This is a genomic window from Proteus faecis, from assembly GCF_003144395.1.
In the GTDB taxonomy this organism is placed as follows: Bacteria; Pseudomonadota; Gammaproteobacteria; order Enterobacterales; family Enterobacteriaceae; genus Proteus; species Proteus faecis.
This window is the reverse complement of record NZ_PENZ01000045.1, coordinates 296,997-314,953: the sequence shown is the minus strand read 5'-3', so window position 1 is coordinate 314,953 and position 17,957 is coordinate 296,997. Positions and strand designations below refer to the sequence as shown.

General features: G+C 38.3%; 17 protein-coding genes and 1 pseudogene. 15 read left to right on the top strand and 3 right to left on the bottom strand.

What is annotated here, in order from left to right; all coding sequences use genetic code 11:
* Window positions 1-182: 182 nt before the first annotated feature.
* From DK858_RS18460 to DK858_RS15220, 4 genes and pseudogenes are all read left to right on the top strand, one after another.
* A pseudogene (locus DK858_RS18460) lies at window positions 183-1,016 on the top strand (DUF637 domain-containing protein); the annotation flags it as partial.
* An 86-nt stretch (window positions 1,017-1,102) separates the two neighbouring features.
* Entirely contained in the window at window positions 1,103-1,705 is a 603-nt protein-coding gene (locus tag DK858_RS18380) for a DUF637 domain-containing protein (RefSeq protein ID WP_267128369.1), read from the top strand.
* Window positions 1,706-1,732: 27 nt separating this feature from the next.
* Window positions 1,733-2,506: a hypothetical protein gene (locus DK858_RS18190; protein WP_194294857.1), complete on the top strand. Its 774-nt coding sequence runs from the start codon at window positions 1,733-1,735 to the stop codon at window positions 2,504-2,506.
* Between the two features lie 15 nt (window positions 2,507-2,521).
* Window positions 2,522-3,124, top strand: a complete 603-nt coding sequence (locus DK858_RS15220) for a hypothetical protein (protein ID WP_072062904.1) — start codon at window positions 2,522-2,524, stop codon at window positions 3,122-3,124.
* A gap of 128 nt (window positions 3,125-3,252) precedes the next feature.
* Here the strand turns inward: DK858_RS15220 and modE are convergent, their stop codons facing one another.
* Window positions 3,253-4,044: a molybdenum-dependent transcriptional regulator gene (gene modE / locus DK858_RS15215; protein WP_109398126.1), complete on the bottom strand. Its 792-nt coding sequence runs from the start codon at window positions 4,042-4,044 to the stop codon at window positions 3,253-3,255.
* Between the two features lie 159 nt (window positions 4,045-4,203).
* Here modE and DK858_RS15210 point away from each other — a divergent pair, with 159 nt between their 5' ends.
* The 4 genes from DK858_RS15210 to modC all read left to right on the top strand — a co-directional run bounded on the left by DK858_RS15210 (window position 4,204) and on the right by modC (window position 7,218).
* Window positions 4,204-4,347 (top strand): AcrZ family multidrug efflux pump-associated protein, encoded by a 144-nt coding sequence (locus DK858_RS15210; RefSeq protein ID WP_071788544.1) that lies wholly within the window; start codon window positions 4,204-4,206, stop codon window positions 4,345-4,347.
* A 332-nt stretch (window positions 4,348-4,679) separates the two neighbouring features.
* The gene (modA, locus tag DK858_RS15205) at window positions 4,680-5,450 is read left to right on the top strand and encodes a molybdate ABC transporter substrate-binding protein (RefSeq protein ID WP_109398125.1); all 771 of its coding nucleotides are present in this window, start codon (window positions 4,680-4,682) and stop codon (window positions 5,448-5,450) included.
* A gap of 17 nt (window positions 5,451-5,467) precedes the next feature.
* On the top strand, window positions 5,468-6,160 hold the full coding sequence (gene modB / locus DK858_RS15200; protein ID WP_006537607.1) for a molybdate ABC transporter permease subunit: 693 nt from the start codon (window positions 5,468-5,470) through the stop codon (window positions 6,158-6,160).
* Entirely contained in the window at window positions 6,154-7,218 is a 1,065-nt protein-coding gene (modC, locus tag DK858_RS15195; protein ID WP_109398124.1) for a molybdenum ABC transporter ATP-binding protein ModC, read from the top strand. The genes modB and modC overlap by 7 nt, the downstream gene beginning before the upstream one ends.
* A 75-nt stretch (window positions 7,219-7,293) precedes the next feature.
* On the opposite strand, the gene DK858_RS15190 is transcribed toward modC, so the two are convergent.
* The gene (locus DK858_RS15190; RefSeq protein WP_109398123.1) at window positions 7,294-8,115 is read right to left on the bottom strand and encodes a pyridoxal phosphatase; all 822 of its coding nucleotides are present in this window, start codon (window positions 8,113-8,115) and stop codon (window positions 7,294-7,296) included.
* A 149-nt stretch (window positions 8,116-8,264) separates the two neighbouring features.
* Between DK858_RS15190 and pgl the strand changes: the two genes are divergently transcribed.
* Window positions 8,265-9,254: a 6-phosphogluconolactonase gene (gene pgl / locus DK858_RS15185; RefSeq protein ID WP_109398122.1), complete on the top strand. Its 990-nt coding sequence runs from the start codon at window positions 8,265-8,267 to the stop codon at window positions 9,252-9,254.
* Window positions 9,255-9,317: 63 nt separating this feature from the next.
* On the opposite strand, the gene bioA is transcribed toward pgl, so the two are convergent.
* Window positions 9,318-10,589 (bottom strand): adenosylmethionine--8-amino-7-oxononanoate transaminase, encoded by a 1,272-nt coding sequence (bioA, locus tag DK858_RS15180; protein ID WP_109398121.1) that lies wholly within the window; start codon window positions 10,587-10,589, stop codon window positions 9,318-9,320.
* Between the two features lie 103 nt (window positions 10,590-10,692).
* On the opposite strand from bioA, the gene bioB reads away from it, so the two are divergent.
* From bioB to DK858_RS15150, 6 genes are all read left to right on the top strand, one after another.
* Window positions 10,693-11,730, top strand: a complete 1,038-nt coding sequence (bioB, locus tag DK858_RS15175) for a biotin synthase BioB (protein ID WP_036912109.1) — start codon at window positions 10,693-10,695, stop codon at window positions 11,728-11,730.
* Complete coding sequence (gene bioF, locus DK858_RS15170; RefSeq protein WP_109398120.1) at window positions 11,730-12,893, top strand: 8-amino-7-oxononanoate synthase; 1,164 nt, start codon at window positions 11,730-11,732, stop codon at window positions 12,891-12,893. Before bioB ends, bioF begins: the two co-directional genes overlap by 1 nt.
* Window positions 12,868-13,632, top strand: coding sequence for a malonyl-ACP O-methyltransferase BioC (gene bioC / locus DK858_RS15165; RefSeq protein ID WP_109398119.1), 765 nt, complete (start codon window positions 12,868-12,870; stop codon window positions 13,630-13,632). The genes bioF and bioC overlap by 26 nt, the downstream gene beginning before the upstream one ends.
* Window positions 13,625-14,308 carry a dethiobiotin synthase gene (gene bioD / locus DK858_RS15160; RefSeq protein ID WP_109398118.1) on the top strand — a complete coding sequence of 228 codons (684 nt, stop codon included), beginning with the start codon at window positions 13,625-13,627 and terminating at the stop codon, window positions 14,306-14,308. The genes bioC and bioD overlap by 8 nt, the downstream gene beginning before the upstream one ends.
* Window positions 14,309-14,780: 472 nt before the next feature.
* Window positions 14,781-16,790: an excinuclease ABC subunit UvrB gene (gene uvrB, locus DK858_RS15155; RefSeq protein WP_109398117.1), complete on the top strand. Its 2,010-nt coding sequence runs from the start codon at window positions 14,781-14,783 to the stop codon at window positions 16,788-16,790.
* Window positions 16,791-16,977: 187 nt separating this feature from the next.
* Entirely contained in the window at window positions 16,978-17,928 is a 951-nt protein-coding gene (locus DK858_RS15150) for a DUF1266 domain-containing protein (protein ID WP_109398116.1), read from the top strand.
* Window positions 17,929-17,957 lie beyond the last annotated feature (29 nt).

Below are 17,957 nucleotides of genomic sequence, written 5' to 3'. Positions count from 1 at the left end.
ATTTTCGTAAAGAGTCGGGTTCTGACTTAGAAGAACTTCGTAAACAAGTCAGTACTGAAATTAATAGTGGTAATAATCTAACACTATTATCTGAGGGTAGTATTTTATTTCAGGCATCAAAATTAACTGCCAATAAAGAGATTGATATCGCGGCTAAAGGTGGGTTCCTTTACGCGCAAGCAATGGAAGAGTCGAGTTACTACAAAGAAGAAAAGAAAAAATGTAATAAGTGGACTTTGTGTATTACTAAAAAGAAATATACGAAAACATTTTATAACACCAATAATAAAGTTACCGAATTTATTGCTAATGGCAATATTAATTTATTTGCTAAAGATGATATCACTTTAGAAGCGACTAAAATTGATACAGCAAAAAATGCCAAGTTAACCAGTAAAATAGGAAAAGTTAATTTTAAAGCAGTAAAAAACACTGCCTTTAAACAAGTTATTACCAATTCAAAAGATATTTATATTACTCAGCGTGATCAGGGATATACCAAAGGAATATGGGTATTACCTGAACTCTATATTGGCGGAAAGCTCACAATTGATGCCCCAAAAGGCATATCTGCGGATATTAAAGCTAAGAAAAAAGAATCACTAGAACAAGCATTAACCGTTTTAAGTAATACACCAGAATATGCTTGGCTTAACTCTCTTCAACGTCAAGAAAATATTAATTGGAATTTAGTGAAAGACACTTATTCCAATTTGGATGATAAAACTCAGCAATTAAATCCTGTTGTCGGTGCCGTTATTGCCATCGCGGTAGGGGTCGCAACTTATGGTACTGCAACCGCGGCGACCATTAGCGGAATGGCAAGTAAAGCAACTATTGCGGCAGGTGCATCAGCCAGTGTGGCTTCAACGGCATCTGTTGCAGCACAAGCAGGTTTTGCCTCTTTAGTATCGCAAGCAGCGGTATCTTTAGCCGAAAACAAAGGCAGTATTTATAAAACTATTGAATCCCTCGGCCGTAGTGATACCGCTAAATCTATTGTTACAAGCATGGTGGTTGCCGGGGCATTGCAAGGTCTTGACCAATTTATGGGGGGGATCAGGCAATCCAAGGCGGAACATTACCCTCAACAAGCAAGTTATTGCTTACTGATAACGCAACATGGGATCAAGTTGCACAGCGTGTCGCCTCGCATTCAGTTGTCAGTTCAACCCTCGGTACTGCCATTCAAGGCGGTAGTTTTATTGATAATTTTAAAACCGCGCTATTAAGCAATATTGGCAGTCAATTTCACGCAGAAGGCGCCAACTTAATTGGTGATAACGGTGCGGTATTAGGACATGCAGGAAAGGTTTTAAGTCATGGCGTCGTAGCAGGTATTAGTGCAGAAATTGCAGGAGGCAGTGTTACAGGAGCTGTAGCAGGCGCCTTGGCGGCAGAGATAGCGGCGATATCGCTACAAAGTAAATTATTTGAGCCTAGTTATTTAAATGAAACTGACAGACAAGTTGCATTAATTCAAGAGGCAATGCATGGCAATGAAGGTCAAACACAGCTCACTAAATTAATTGGTGCACTGACAGGCGCTATTGTGACTCGTAAGCCTGAGGGCGTATTTTCTGCGGCTAATTCTGCGGAATTAGTTTATCGGCATAATTATAGTGAGCATATGCTTTCTAACTTAGCTTTAGAAAATAATAAGGATATGATCGCTGCTTCGAAAGGAGATGTTGCAGCAGCATAAAGAGTTGTCAATCGACAAAATGCAGGAATGGTTGCAATCGCTCTTGGCTTAGGAGGAAGTGTAAGTTTTATTGCTGGTCATACAGTTATTGCAGCAACACCGGAACTTATCGCTATTGCTCAAGTTGCATTTAATACATGTAAAACTAACTGGGTTTATTGTGCTAATCAGCTAGGTATTAATATTGCGGGAATATCGGCTCCGGAAGCAGCAATAGCAGGCGTCACTTTTGGCAGCGGGTATAAAGTGTTAGCAAGTTCAGAAGAAAGTACTAAAGCTTTCTCTAGCATGTTAGCTAATAGCTCAAAGTCTTTAATGACGTCGGGTAAATTAAATATTACTGCTATAAAACCGATAGTAGAACAAGAAAAATTATTAATAGCAGCAAATAAACGTGTAATAGAGGAAATTAATAAAATATCTTCAAAGAGTAAAGCTAAAGATATTGCAACAATGGTAGCTGCATATGATATTAAAACAGGAACTATTATAGTAAGAGGAAGTGTTGGTTCTGACATTAAAATAGAAATGCTTCATAAAGATACTGTGATTCTATTAAAAAATAAATTAGGCGATGCTAAAGTCGGAACAAAAACAGTACACTGTGATAATATTGTAGGAGGATGTGGTGAGGTATTAGCAGCAGATCAGTTGATTCGAAAAGGGATCAAACCTCAAGATATTCGAATTTCTCAGGCATATCGCCCCAGAAAAGCTTACGGGTATGATTTATCAACTATGCCAGAAGAAGCATTTGTTGATACATGTAAAAATTGTATTAAAGTTTTTTTAGATAAATAGTACTAGGGAGCATATATGGGACTGTTACTTGATATAAACTGGTATCCTGGTCAAGCAAGAAATCATTCATGGATTGCTATGGATAAAAATGGATGTATTTCAATGATGCTAAATAATGGGTATGGATGGTTACCTAAATGCATATTAAAAATAAATAATATAAAAGAATCACTTAATGATTTATGTGAATATATCGATTGCGAATCTGAAAAATATAGTAATGATGTAAATAAAAAAGGTGAGTATTTTATAGATCTATATTCTAGCTGGGTATATAAAAGATATAAAAATAAACAAGAAATAATTAATAACTTTAACTTTAGGTTAGAAAATAAAAAAAATTGTGATGCTGAGTTAGCAACTAAAATGGGAATGTTTTATTTTGAAGCATTAGAGGGGCAATCTATAGGAGAAGATTATCCTATTGGTTATGAAGGTGAAACCAAAATGGGTGACTATTTTCGCTTTATTGTTCCAACTATTTATGCAACGATAAAAGATATTCCAGAAGAATTAAGAAAATATATTGTAGTCTCTGATAGTCTTGATTTTACCAAAGATAGATTGCTTGATAACAATAAAATTAGCGATTATTTTACTCGCATGTATTCAGAATAAATAATTTTAATTGTTTATTCTTTAATAAAAATATTTTTCTAAACTAAAAACCATCACTTAATATTATTTATTAAAATAATTAGCAAGTGATGGTTTTATTGTTTAATAAAAAGCAACCATGCTAATAATTAACACAGTGTGGCGACAATCACCTGATCGGCATTAAATAAAGCCGTTACATTGTCATTAATATGCAAATTTTGCTCTTTAACATGCTGATTAGAACAGGTGGCACACACTTCTTGTCCACCTTCTAATGTTACCACTAGTTCGCTGTTTTCATTGCCTGTTTCAATTTGAGTCAACGTGCCTGAAAGGGCATTGTCATATTGTTGTGCTAAAGAAGTCCCTTTTTCAATATTAACCCATGGGGCTTTAATTAAGATCAGTACTTCTTTGCCTTTTTTCAGGCCTAAGCGATCTGCACTTTTTTCTGTTAAAGCAGCACGAATAGTCGTTTTTTTATCTGCAAGTTGCACATTAACATGCTGTTGAACTTGCAGGTTATCACGTTCAATAATGGTACCGAAAAATTGGTTTCTAGCACTCGTTTGTAATGAAAAGCGAGAAATAGCTGCTAATAAGCTATCAAGAGGGAGTGAATCGTCTTTTAATACATCAAAGGCTTTTTGCTGAATTTGACCTAGTAGATCGTAAAGTTGAAGTAAGCGTTCACAATAATGAGTAAGAGTTGCACCACCGCCGCCTTTGCCACCTGTTGCTCTATCAACAAGAAGTTCGTCTGCGAGTTGATTCATTTCATTAATGGCATCCCAAGCACTTTTATAGCTAATGCCTGCCATTTTTGCCCCTTGGCTAATAGAACCTGTCGCTTTGATCTGTTTTAATAATGCAACACGACGAGGATCGGCAAAGAGCTTATCTTGAAGTTTAAGTGTTAATAATATTTCTGCTTGCATAATGATAGGCTTCTTCTTTTTTTGTGTGTTTATCGCATTTTTTGTGCCGACACAAAGCGATAATTCTCTAGAATATATACAACTATAGCGTTATTATTCGTTATTCGTGAAGAAATGCCAACTCTGGCTTTCCGAATATACCATGATAAAGAGGTTATCATGCTTGAATTATTGAAAAGTTTAGGGTTCGCTCTCTTGATGGTACCTGTTGTAATGGTACTCATTATGGGCATCATTTATGGTTTAGGTGAAGTGTTTAACCTGATTTCACCAAGTCAGCCAAAAGCAGATAAAAAATCATAAAATCTCCCCCCCCTGATTTAGAATAGCCCTTTATTATTAAAGGGCTATTTTTTTATACTCGTACTCGTCATACTTCAAGCCACAGCGTTGTTGACTGCGTTCTTTCGCACTAGTCACATATTCATGTATGCTACTAGTGAGTCATTCTCTTGTCGCCTAGCTGTGACTTGAATTATTTAGAGTATGTAAATTTCTCTATCTCTATTTTCTGTTTCTTCTTAATGGTTATATTTATTGATATATAACCAGTTTCTCACATCTAATTCTTTCATTTTACGTTGTATCTTGATATATACAGCGTGGTTATCCTTTAATTTAAGTGGAATTAGAACATGAAAAAATTATCAGGTAAGTTACTTGCTGGTGCGGTTATCTCTTTTGCTTTAGTGAGTCAAAGTTTTGCATCGGAAAAAGTAACGGTATTTGCTGCCGCTTCTCTTACCAATGCTCTTAATGAAATTTCGGCACAATATAAACAAGAAAAGAAAACTGAAGTGGTTGCATCTTATGCATCTTCTTCAACATTGGCTCGTCAAATAGAGCAAGGTGCACCTGCAAATCTGTTTATTTCAGCAGATCAGCAGTGGATGGATTACGTAATCGATAAAGATTTAATGGTTGCAGATTCACGTCATACACTATTAGGTAATGATTTAGTACTCATTGCCCCTAAAGATAGCAAATTAAATGACGTTGTTATAAATAAGGAAACCAAATGGAAATCCTTACTTAATGGTGGAAAACTTGCTGTTGGCGATCCGGACCATGTGCCAGTTGGTATCTATGCAAAAGAATCATTAGAATATTTAGGTGCATGGAATACAGTAAGTCCAGAAATGGCTCGAACTAATAACGTACGTAGTGGTATGGCGTTAGTTGAACGTGATGAAGCACCATTAGGTATTGTATACGGTTCTGATGCGGTTGCGAGTAATAAAGTGAAAGTGGTCGGCGTATTCCCAGCTGATAGCCACAAACCTGTTGAGTATCCAATGGCAGTTGTAAAAGGTCATGACAATAAAGCAGTTCGTGATTTTTATGACTATCTGAAAACACCTCAAGCCGCAGAAATTTTTAAGAAATACGGCTTTAGTCCACTGTAGGAATTATACTTTTGGAGATGTTAAGTGAATACGAATGGCAAGCCATCATACTAAGTCTTAAGGTATCGACTGTTGCAGTTATTATTAGTCTACCTTTTGGTATTTTTATGGCTTGGCTTTTAGTTAGGGTACGTTTTCCCGGTAAATCATTGCTTGATAGCATTATTCATTTACCTTTAGTTCTACCTCCCGTTGTGGTCGGTTATCTTTTACTGATCAGTATGGGAAGACGTGGATTTATTGGTGAATGGTTGTATGACTGGTTTGGTTTTAGTTTTACCTTTAGTTGGCGAGGTGCGGCACTTGCATCCGCAGTGGTTGCATTTCCACTGATGGTAAGAGCGATCAGATTAGCATTAGAAGCTGTTGATCAACGTATGGAACAAGCAGCGAGAACTTTAGGTGCTTCACCGTTGCGTGTCTTTTTTACCATAACATTACCTTTGTCTATGCCAGGGATCATCGCAGGAATTGTGTTGGCATTTGCGCGCTCATTGGGAGAATTTGGCGCAACGATCACTTTCGTCTCCAATATTCCGGGGGAAACAAGAACCATACCTCTGGCAATGTATACCTTGATTGAAACACCGGGTGCGGAAATGGATGCCGCTCGTTTATGTGTGATTGCAATTATTTTGGCGCTCGTCTCTTTAATGGCTTCTGAGTGGCTAACTCGTTGGGGCCGTAAAAGACTGGGGGGCGTATGTTAGAGATGAATTTTAAACAGACGTTAGGATCACTGCGTCTGGAAATCAATACTGAACTGCCAACAGAAAGTATTACTGCCGTCTTTGGTTTATCTGGGGCGGGTAAAACTTCACTGATTAATGTGATTGGTGGTTTAACCAAACCCGATTCAGGGCGAATTGTATTAAATAATCACACACTGGTTGATACTGAAAAGAAAATTTATCTGCCGCCTGAAAAACGTAAAGTGGGCTATGTATTCCAAGATGCCCGACTGTTTCCTCATTACACGGTAAGAGGAAATTTGCTTTACGGTATGTCACCGACAATGAAAGTGCAGTTTGATCGCATTATTCATTTGTTAGGTATCGAACATTTACTTTCACGTTTTCCTATCACCTTATCAGGTGGTGAAAAGCAACGTGTTGCTATCGGCCGTGCATTGCTCACTGCTCCAGATATTATGCTAATGGATGAGCCTTTAGCCTCACTGGATTTACCTCGTAAACGTGAGTTATTACCTTATTTAGAAAAACTCTCACAAGATGTACAAATTCCTATTTTGTATGTGAGCCATAGTCTTGATGAAATTATTCGACTTGCAGATAACGTCATTGTGATGGATGCAGGAAAGATCAAGGCGACAGGTAAGCTGGAAGATGTGTGGGCAAGTAGTGCATTACGCCCTTGGTTACAAAAAGAGACATTAAGCAGTATCGCTAATGTAATGGTAGTCGAACACCATAGCCATTACGATATGACTGCAACGGCTTTTGGTAATCAAGTGTTGTGGTTACCTCAAATTGAAACAAAAATCGGTCGTGATGTGCGTGTGCGTATTGATGCTTCTGATGTGTCATTAACAACGACTCGTCCATCCAATAGTAGTATTCGTAATATTTTGCATATGAAAGTGGTTGAAACCATAAAAAATGATGGTCAAGTTGATGTAAAGCTTGTCAATGATGGCAATTATTTATGGGCGAGGATCACTCCTTGGGCGAAAGATGAATTGAATATTCAAGAAGGGCAATGGCTTTATGCTCAGATAAAGAGTCTTTCGCTAAGTCGTCATCTATAATTTATTAGTTATATTTATTGATAAAAAACCTCATCTTTGATGAGGTTTTGTTTTGGGCTCAATATAGAAATGAGATTAAGACAGAATATATTTATGGATAGTTTCTGCGATACCTGGTTGTGAATTCACTTTAGTGACCATTTTAGCGCGTGCTTTTACTTCATCGGAAGCATTACCCATTGCAACCCCTAAACCAACATGTTCTAACATGCTCAGATCATTAAAATTATCACCGAAAGCAATAACATCACTCATCTTCATACCATTTGCTTCCACCCAACGTTGTAAACGACGGCCTTTACTATTGCCTTTTTTAGCGATATCAACTTGATCAACCCAAGACCATTCACACTCTAAGCCGACTTGTTGTTCAATTTTCTCAACTAATGCGTGTAGTTCATCGTGATCAGGCGTTGTAGTGGCAATTTTCCAAATGGCATTAACATCATGCATTGCTTGATAAAAATCATCGACTTTAACGAGATTGGGGCGCTGTGCGATGGGAAGGGTATCGGCCCAATTAAGTGTGCGTTGTACTGTTGCAGTTAGTTGGTCATACATCATTGCATCGTCAGCATAAACTAAATGGTGTACATCGGTTTGTTTAACGAGATCTAATACTGCTCTGGTTTCTTGTGTGGTTAATGGATCAGATTCCAGGACCTTTTTACCAATATAGTCATAAAGGTAAGTTCCATTACAGCAGATTGCAGGGGTGTCAAGATCGAGTGCTTGATAGAATGGATGGATAGCAACATGATGACGACCTGTTACAATTAAAACTTTAACACCTGCTTTTCTTGCAAGATTGAGTGCTTCTAAAGATTCTGGCAGGATACGTTTTTGGTCATCAAGCAGTGTGCCATCAAGATCCAATGCAATAACGCGATATGACATAAATAAGCCCCTTGATAGTATTAAGATGCAATGTTGTTGATGTTACACGTTAACCAATAAAAGATAAACTAGCTTAATCGTGACAGGTTATTGTTGGTTTTTCTATTATTCTTTATAAATCAATGGGTAATCAGTTTTAAGGAGAAGGGATGAAACAGGTAGTCTACGTAGCAAGCCCAGAGAGTCAACAAATCCATGTTTATGCATTAAACACTGAAGGTGAAATGGATTTATTGCAGGTTGTTGAGGTTGCAGGGCAAGTACAACCGATGATTGCAAGTGCAGATGGAAAATACCTTTATGTAGGTATTCGTCCTCATTTTAGTGTGGTGACATTTGCGATTGCTGTCGATGGCCAGTTAGAGCAAAAAGCTATCACTTCTATTCCAAGTACTCCTGTTCATTTGTGCTTAGATAAAACAGGGCGTTTCTTATTTGTACCTTCTTATCATCAAGGCAATTTGGCAGTTTTACCTATTAATGATAAGGGGATCCCTCAATCACCAATCCAAATTATTGAAGGACTAGATAAACCTCACTCCTCTAATATTGATTGGAATAATAAACAACTGATTGTGCCTTGTTTAGGTGAAGATCATATTCGTTTATTTAATTTATCAGAAGATGGGCGTTTAACAGAAGCAGGTACTGAATCGCTGACAACAGCGCAAAATGCAGGGCCTCGCCATATGGCATTTCATCCTAATGGTAATGTGTTTTATTGCCTTAATGAATTGGATGCGACAATCAATGTTTATTGTCGTATGGGCGATTTATATCGTTTAATGCAAACGGTTGATATTGTTCCTGAAACATTTAACAGTACTCGTTGGGCATCAGATATTCATATTACCGCTGATGGTCGTTTTCTTTATGCAAGTGAACGCTCTGAAAGCTTTATTTGTGCAATGACAATTTCAGAGACGGGCGACCATCTGCAACCTGTGGGTTATTACCCAACACAAATACAGCCTCGTGGCTTTAATCTTGATAATACAGGAAGTTATCTGATTTCTTGTGGTCAAAAATCAGATTTTGCTTCAGTTTCTCGTATTGATAAATATACGGGAGCCTTAACAGAATTAGCACAGTATCCTGTTGGAAAAGGTGCAATGTGGGTAACGGTTGTCACTAAATAAATCTCACTTTTAACCTCTAGTGAAAATAGTTTCTCACTAGAGGTTAGCGCATTGTTTGGCTTATTAAAGATTAACTACTTTTTCAATTGATTGAGTAAGTTTAGTTAGGCTTTCTGATGACATAATAAAGGGTGGCATGATATAAATTAGCTTACCAAAAGGTCTGATCCAGACCCCTTCATCAACAAAGATTTTTTGTAATTTTGCCATATTGACTGGCTCGTTCATTTCGACCACACCAATCGCACCTAAAACCCGCACATCTTTGACACTTTTAGCCTGTTTTAATGGTAATAGCTCATGTTTTAGTTGTTTTTCAATGTTTGCAACTTGGTTTACCCAATCGCCTTTTGCTAATAGAGATAAACTGGCATCAGCAACAGCACAAGCGAGTGGATTTCCCATATAGGTTGGGCCATGCATAAAGCAACCCGCATCGCCTTGACTGATGGTTTCGGCAATATGACGCGTTGTTAAGGTGGATGATAAAGTCATGTAACCACCCGTTAATGCTTTACCTACACACATTATATCTGGCGATATTCCTGCATGTTCACAGGCAAAAAGTTTGCCTGTTCTGCCAAATCCTGTGGCAATTTCATCAGCAATTAATAACACATCAAACTCATCACATAACGCTCTAGCCTGTTTCAAATATTCAGGATGATAAATTCGCATTCCTCCTGCACCTTGAACAATGGGCTCAAGCATCACGGCCGCAATTTCTTGATGATGTTGCTCTAACGTTGAGCGTAATGAGTGGATATCAGCCGGATCCCACTCTTCATAAAAACCTGTTTTAGGGGCATCCACGAAGAGATGATTAGGCAGATAACCTTTGTAAAGACTGTGCATGGAGTTATCCGGATCACACACAGACATGGCACCAAATGTGTCACCATGATAGCCTTGTTTTAATGCCACAATACGTTGGCGTTTTTCACCTTTAGCTTGCCAAAATTGCAACGCCATTTTCAGCGCAACTTCAACAGCAACCGAGCCAGAATCTGCTAGAAATATGCATTCCAGAGGCGCTGGTGTTATCGCTAATAATTTTCGACAAAGTGATACTGCTGGTGGATGAGTAATGCCACCAAACATCACATGAGACATATTACTGAGTTGTGTTGTAACGGCATTATTAAGTTCTGGGTGATTATAACCATGAATTGCAGCCCACCATGAAGACATTCCATCAATCAGTTTTCTGCCATCAGCCAAGACTAATTCAACGCCTTTTGCACTGACGATAGGGTAAGCAGGTAACGGATTACTCATCGACGTGTATGGATGCCAAATATGGCGTAAATCGAAAGCGATATCTTCAGATGTCATTATATTTTTCACTTAATCATGTAAACCAATGGTGATCAATTTTAGTTGACATGATAACCCTATTATTTAAACTGGCAATCACTTTTAAACAGGAGATTGTATTGTGAGCGCACTAAAACGTTGGACATTAAAAGAAGCCAGGGCACTGTTTGATATGCCATTTTTAGATTTAGTTTTTCAGGCACAACAAGTTCATCGTCAACATTTTGATCCTTCACAAATTCAAGTGAGTACGTTGCTCTCTATTAAAACAGGCGCTTGTCCTGAAGATTGTAAATATTGTGCCCAAAGCGCGCGGTATAAAACAGGATTAGAAAAAGAGCGATTAATGGAAGTGCAGCAAGTAATTGAATCGGCAAAAAAAGCAAAAGCAGCAGGTTCAACACGTTTTTGTATGGGAGCAGCATGGAAAAACCCGCATGAGCGAGATATGCCTTACCTTGAGCAAATGGTAAAAGAAGTTAAAGCACTGGGTATGGAAACCTGCATGACACTTGGCAAATTAGATGATTCACAAGCTAACCGATTAGCAGATGCAGGGCTAGATTTTTATAATCATAACCTTGACACCTCCCCTGAATTTTACGGCAGTATTGTGACAACACGTACCTATCAAGATCGTTTAGATACGCTTGATAAAGTGCGTAATGCCGGTATTAAAGTGTGCTCCGGCGGAATTTTAGGATTAGGCGAAGAAGTTAAAGATCGTGCAGCAATGTTAGTGCAATTAGCGAATTTACCGCAGCCTCCTGAAAGTGTGCCTATTAATATGTTAGCCAAAATCAAAGGTACGCCATTGGCTGATAATGAAGATGTCGACCCGTTTGATTTTATTCGTACTATCGCCGTTGCCCGCATCATGATGCCACGCTCTTATGTGCGTCTTTCTGCTGGTCGTGAGCAAATGAGTGAACAAACACAAGCGTTCTGCTTTATGGCTGGGGCGAACTCTATTTTCTATGGTTGTAAATTATTAACGACAACTAATCCAACTGAAGATAAAGATCACCAATTATTCCGTAAGTTAGGTTTAAACCCTGAACGATTAGCGGTATCTATGGGCGACAATCAGCAAGAAGAAGCTTTGATGCAAGCGGTTGCCAATAAAGACACTGAACAATTTTATAATGCGGCACTGTAATGAGCTGGAAAAACTATTTAGCTGAACAACTTAATGTGCGTAGAAATACGCCATTATGGCGAAAGCGCCAAGTGATCAAACAAGCTAATGGACGTTTTTTGATCACAATAGCGGGCGAAAAGTACCTTAATTTTTCAGGCAATGATTATTTAGGTATTAGCCAACATGAAGATGTCATTAAAGCATGGCAGCAAGGTGCTGATAAGTACGGTGTAGGTAGCGGTGGTTCAGGGCATATTACAGGATTTACACAAGCTCATGCGCAATTAGAACAGCATCTTGCAGATTGGTTAGGTTACGATAATGCGCTGTTATTTTCATCCGGTTATAGTGCTAATCAAGGTGTGATATCGGCATTACTTGAAAAAGAAGATGCCATTATTGCAGATAAACTTTGTCATGCTTCTCTAATGGAAGCCGCTGTATTATCACCCGCGACATTATGGCGATTTTTACACAATTCTCCTGACTCTTTATCTCAAAGACTCAGTAAAACATTAGCTAATAAAACCCTTGTGGTAACAGAAGGGGTATTTAGTATGGATGGGGATAAAGCGCCATTAAGAGAAATAGCAACAATAAGCCAAAAACATCAGGCATGGTTAATGGTTGATGATGCGCATGGCATGGGTGTTTTAGGTAAAGAAGGTCGAGGTAGTTGTGATGAAGCGGGTATTAAACCTGAAATACTGGTAGCCACTTTTGGTAAAGCTTTTGGTATCAGTGGGGCGGCAGTGCTTTGTAACAAGCCGACAGCAGAGTTTTTTGAACAATATGCTCGCCATCTTATTTACAGTACATCAATGCCACCAGCACAAGTTATTGCTTTAAACTCAGCTCTAAATGTTATTAAGCAAGCAGATAAGGAACGGGAATATCTTCAACAATTAATCAATACTTTTCGCCAAGGTGTAATTTCACTACCCGTTAAATTATTACCTTCAGAAACGGCTATTCAGCCATTAATTATTGGTGATGAACAATTGTGCCAAACACTTTCAGATTATCTGCAATCTAAAGGGCTCTGGGTAAAGGCCATCTTTCCTCCTACGGTACCTCCTCAAAGTGCACGTTTACGAATAACGTTAACCACTCGCCATCATCTTTCAGATATTAAGCTGTTAATCGAGACGCTTCATGCTTTCTTCAGTCAAAACAGATAAACAACGTATAGCTCAAACATTTGGTAAAGCGGCTGTTCATTACGATAATCACGCCAATATTCAGCGCTATAGCGGTAATAAATTAATGGATTTAGCACGTCATGATAGTGGTCATATCGTGTTAGATGCAGGATGTGGAACAGGATATTTCAGTCAAAAGTGGAAACAACAAGATAAGTTTGTTATTGCACTTGATCTGTCACACACCATGCTACAAGTGGCAAAACAACAACAGCGAGCTGATGGTTACTTACAAAGTGATATCGAGCATTGCGCGATTGCACCACAAAGTGTGGACATTGTATTTAGTAATTTAGCGATGCAATGGTGTGATGATTTATCTGGTGCGATTAAAACATTAATGAACGCAGTCAATGCAAAAGGTGCGCTTTATTTCTCAACACTGACTACGTTGACATTACAAGAAGTTAGAGAGGCTTGGCAATCTCTTGATCAACATTCTCATGTAAATCCTTTTTTATCACTTCACGATATTAAGAGAGCGTGTTGTGGTTTTCATTACCAATTGTCTCTTGAAACGGTCACTGAACGATATGATTCATTACATGCACTTTTTGCTTCTTTGAAGGGAGTTGGCGCCAATTTTGTGCAAGGGGATCGACAAAAAGGGTTGATGACACGACAGAAATTTCGTGGATTAGAAAATGTATGGAAAAGAGAATTTGGTAAATATTTACTTACTTATCAACTTGTTATGGTTAAGGTGTCACATGGCTAAAACATATTTTTTGACGGGTACAGATACAGAAGTGGGTAAAACTGTAGTCAGTAGTGCTCTATTACAATGTGCGGCGCAACTTGGGTTTCAAACTGCAGGCTATAAACCCGTGGCGTCAGGAAGTGAGTGGTTAAATGAAGGATTACGTAATTCAGATGCACTTACTTTGCAAAAATTCAGTACGGTACAGTTAGATTATCATCGCGTTAATCCTTACTGTTTTGAAACGCCAACATCACCACATATTGTTAGCCAAGAAATAAAACAGCCTATTGATTTTAATGTGATGTCAGAAGGTTTGTCTTATTTAAAGCAACAAGCTGATTGGGTTTTAGTCGAAGGTGCTGGTGGTTGGTTTACCCCACTGTCAGAAAACTATTTTTTCTCTGATTGGGTTATCAATGAAAAGCTACCTGTTATTTTGACTGTGGGTGTTAAATTGGGGTGCATTAATCATGCGTTATTAACGCAACAAGCAATTATTCAGTCTGGTTTAACATTGGCTGGCTGGGTTGCAAATGAAGTTGAACCTGCGGGGCGATATCAAAAAGAATATTTGGCAACATTAAAACAGCATATTAACGCACCATTCTTAGGCAAAATACCCTATTTAAACGAAGTAAAAGAGCATAATTTTACTTCTTACCTTGATCTTTCCTGTTTAAAACTAAGTTGATAGGTGGTTATTAAGTAAATTATAAAAGTCTATTTTTTATACCAATAAAAAAATAAAAAAAATAAATTTAGTCAATTTTTAGGGATATTTTAAGGTAGAAAAAAAGACGTAACCTACCGAGAGATAACAACTTTGTGCAGTTATCCACTATTCCTGTGGATAACCTTGTGTATTACCATTATAAAAATACGCTGAATAGAGAGAATACAAGGCATTGCTAAAGATTGGTGTTATTCTCAACTTTTATTTTTAATTCTTATATATCAATTAATTAAATAAAATCAATAGAGGGAGTGGTATTGGTGAGCCTCTTGGAATAATTCGCAAAAAAGGGGGTTGCCTTTTTGAAAAAAATCCAGTTCCAAAACTGGGGATAACTTATGCTAATTTATTCAGATAAATTTTGTGAGATAGAGATTGAAGCTGGATTTTTATCCAGTATCATAAGGAGTGTCAGCGAGGAGAAGAAAATATGAGCAAAGATTTCAAACTGCATTCTGAATTTAAACCGGGGGGGGATCAACCCGCCGCTATTGCCTCACTCTGTGAAGGGTTAGATGATGGTCTTGCTCATCAAACTCTTTTAGGGGTAACGGGCTCAGGTAAAACCTTTACGATTGCCAATGTAATTGCCAATCTAAATCGTCCAACTATGGTGTTGGCGCCGAATAAAACATTGGCAGCTCAGCTTTATAGTGAGATGAAAGAGTTTTTCCCTGAAAATGCAGTGGAATACTTTGTTTCTTATTATGATTATTATCAGCCTGAAGCGTATGTTCCAAGCTCTGATACCTTTATTGAAAAAGATGCCTCTGTTAACGAACATATTGAGCAAATGCGCCTATCTGCGACTAAAGCTTTGCTAGAACGTAAAGATGTTATTGTCGTATCATCAGTTTCTGCTATCTACGGTTTAGGTGATCCTGATAGCTATTTAAAAATGATGCTTCATCTGACTAACGGCATGATAATCGACCAACGTGCCATTTTACGTCGTCTTGCTGATTTACAATATACTCGCAACGATCAAGCCTTTCAGCGCGGGACATTTCGCGTACGTGGTGAGGTGATTGATATCTTTCCGGCTGAATCTGATGATTATGCATTACGTGTTGAGCTATTTGATGAAGAAGTCGAACGCCTTTCACTGTTTGATCCTTTAACGGGACAAATTCACTACAATGTGCCTCGTTTTACTGTTTATCCTAAAACGCACTATGTTACACCTCGTGAACGTATTCTTGAGGCGATGGAGAAAATCAAAGAAGAGCTTGCAGACAGACGCAAAGTGCTTTTAGCTAACGATAAACTGGTTGAAGAGCAACGTGTGACACAGCGTACTCAATTTGATCTCGAAATGATGAATGAGTTGGGGTATTGCTCTGGTATCGAAAACTATTCACGCTATTTATCTGGTAGAGGCCCCGGTGAGCCACCACCAACCCTGTTTGATTACCTCCCCGCTAATGGTTTATTAGTGATTGATGAATCACACGTTACTATTCCTCAAATTGGTGGAATGTATAAAGGTGACCGTTCGCGTAAAGAAACCTTAGTTGAATATGGTTTCCGTTTGCCTTCCGCGCTTGATAACCGTCCATTACGTTTTGAAGAGTTTGAGGCGTTAGCCCCACAAACGATTTATGTTTCAGCGACACCGGGTAAATATGAACTTGAAAAATCGGGTGATGAAATTGTTGAGCAAGTTGTAAGACCAACAGGTTTACTTGACCCGGTTGTTGAGGTGCGACCTGTTGCTACGCAAGTCGATGATTTACTGTCTGAAATTCGTATTCGTGCGGCAAAAAATGAACGTGTACTAGTGACAACACTGACAAAACGAATGGCTGAAGACTTAACCGAATATCTTGAAGAGCATGGTGAACGAGTTCGCTATTTACACTCTGACATTGATACTGTTGAACGTGTCGAAATTATTCGTGATTTGCGCTTAGGTGAGTTTGATGTATTGGTGGGGATCAACTTACTTCGAGAAGGTTTAGATATGCCAGAAGTCTCTTTAGTGGCGATTTTAGATGCTGATAAAGAGGGCTTCTTACGTTCAGAGCGTTCATTGATTCAGACAATTGGTCGTGCTGCACGTAACCTTGAAGGTAAAGCGATTTTATATGGTGATAAAATTACTGATTCAATGGCAAAAGCGATAAGTGAAACTGAGCGCCGTCGTGAGAAACAGCAACAGTTTAATCTTGAGCATGGCATTGTGCCTAAAGGATTAAATAAAAAAGTGGGTGATATTCTTAAGATTGGTCAACCTACGCAAGGGCGCAATAAGAAAGGGCATAAAGCAACAGATATTCATGAAAATTATCCGTTGTTATCAACGGCTGAATTGGAAAAAGAGATCCAACGTTTAGAAGCCGAAATGTATCAATATGCAAAAGATCTTGAATTTGAGAAAGCGGCGAGTACGCGTGATAAATTGCAAGCTTTACGTGCTCAATTTATTGCGAACTCTTAGTTAGCGAAATTAAGGTCACAAAACGATAAAGGGATATCCGTATTTTTTAAGGGATTATCCCTTTTTACCTTCTATCTTCCATTTTTTGCTTTTTTTGATATTCCCTTAATGGCGTGCAACTGTTTAAATATCACCACAAACAAAGCGTCAATTATTTACAAAGATAAAAAGACATTAAGGACAGTGAATGAGTGGTTATGTTTATGCAGGGTTTCCTAGCTCTGCTGGAGTAATTCTTGGTGTTATTCTTCTTATTATACTTTTTAAATGGCTACGCAAATTTGCTGTACAAGATAGTGAGTTGCAAAAATCATCAACAGCAGGGCAGGAGCCCATTTTATCTAAAGTAGAAAATACGGCAGATCAGTTGTTACCCAACGAATGGGGTCTATATGTTGCAGCGCCTTATGCCGTAATGAATGAGTGGGCATATAACGAATATGCTCAAGGCAAAGATGATGGTGGATTATCAGCAGGCTGGGGAATTAACGACCGTTGGGATTTAGTCTATCAACTCTTTTGGTTGCTTACTCAAGGTCACACGAATGATTTTTATCAGTTACGTGACCAAATTTTGAATGGCAAAGAAGACGATGTTCAGTCATTAAAAAATGATATCTTACTTTCTGAGTTAACTGAACATGATAAAAATGAGCGTTTATGGCAAATCGATATGATGAGCACAAATCGTATGAATATCCAAAATGTGAAATACCTTATTTGGGATCTCTGTCGTTTTAACAAGCTCTGTTTAGAAGGTTGCCAGCAAGGTTATATTACTCAACAAGAAGCCCAAACATGGTCATTAATGAGCGCATCAATGCTGCGTCGGATCTATGATGGTTGGGAAGATATGTGGAGAAACTTTATTGCTACTCGTTGGTTTTGGGCAAGTGGCGATCAAGATTGGGTCTCTTCACATCAAGCTTTTACGGATGTGATACAAAATATTCTGAATGCAGAAGATACGCTGGCAACAGAAGAGAATTGGATCATGGAGTTACCTCCGTTAGATTTAATGTCGTTTTCTCGCACTGTGGCAGGCCTTGGTTTGATGAAAAATGATGTACCAATGACACTTGACGAAATTGAAGAAGTGATTAGCCAGCGTATTACATTAAAGCAACTTAATAGCTAATAATTCGTTGAAGACCAATAGTGATATTG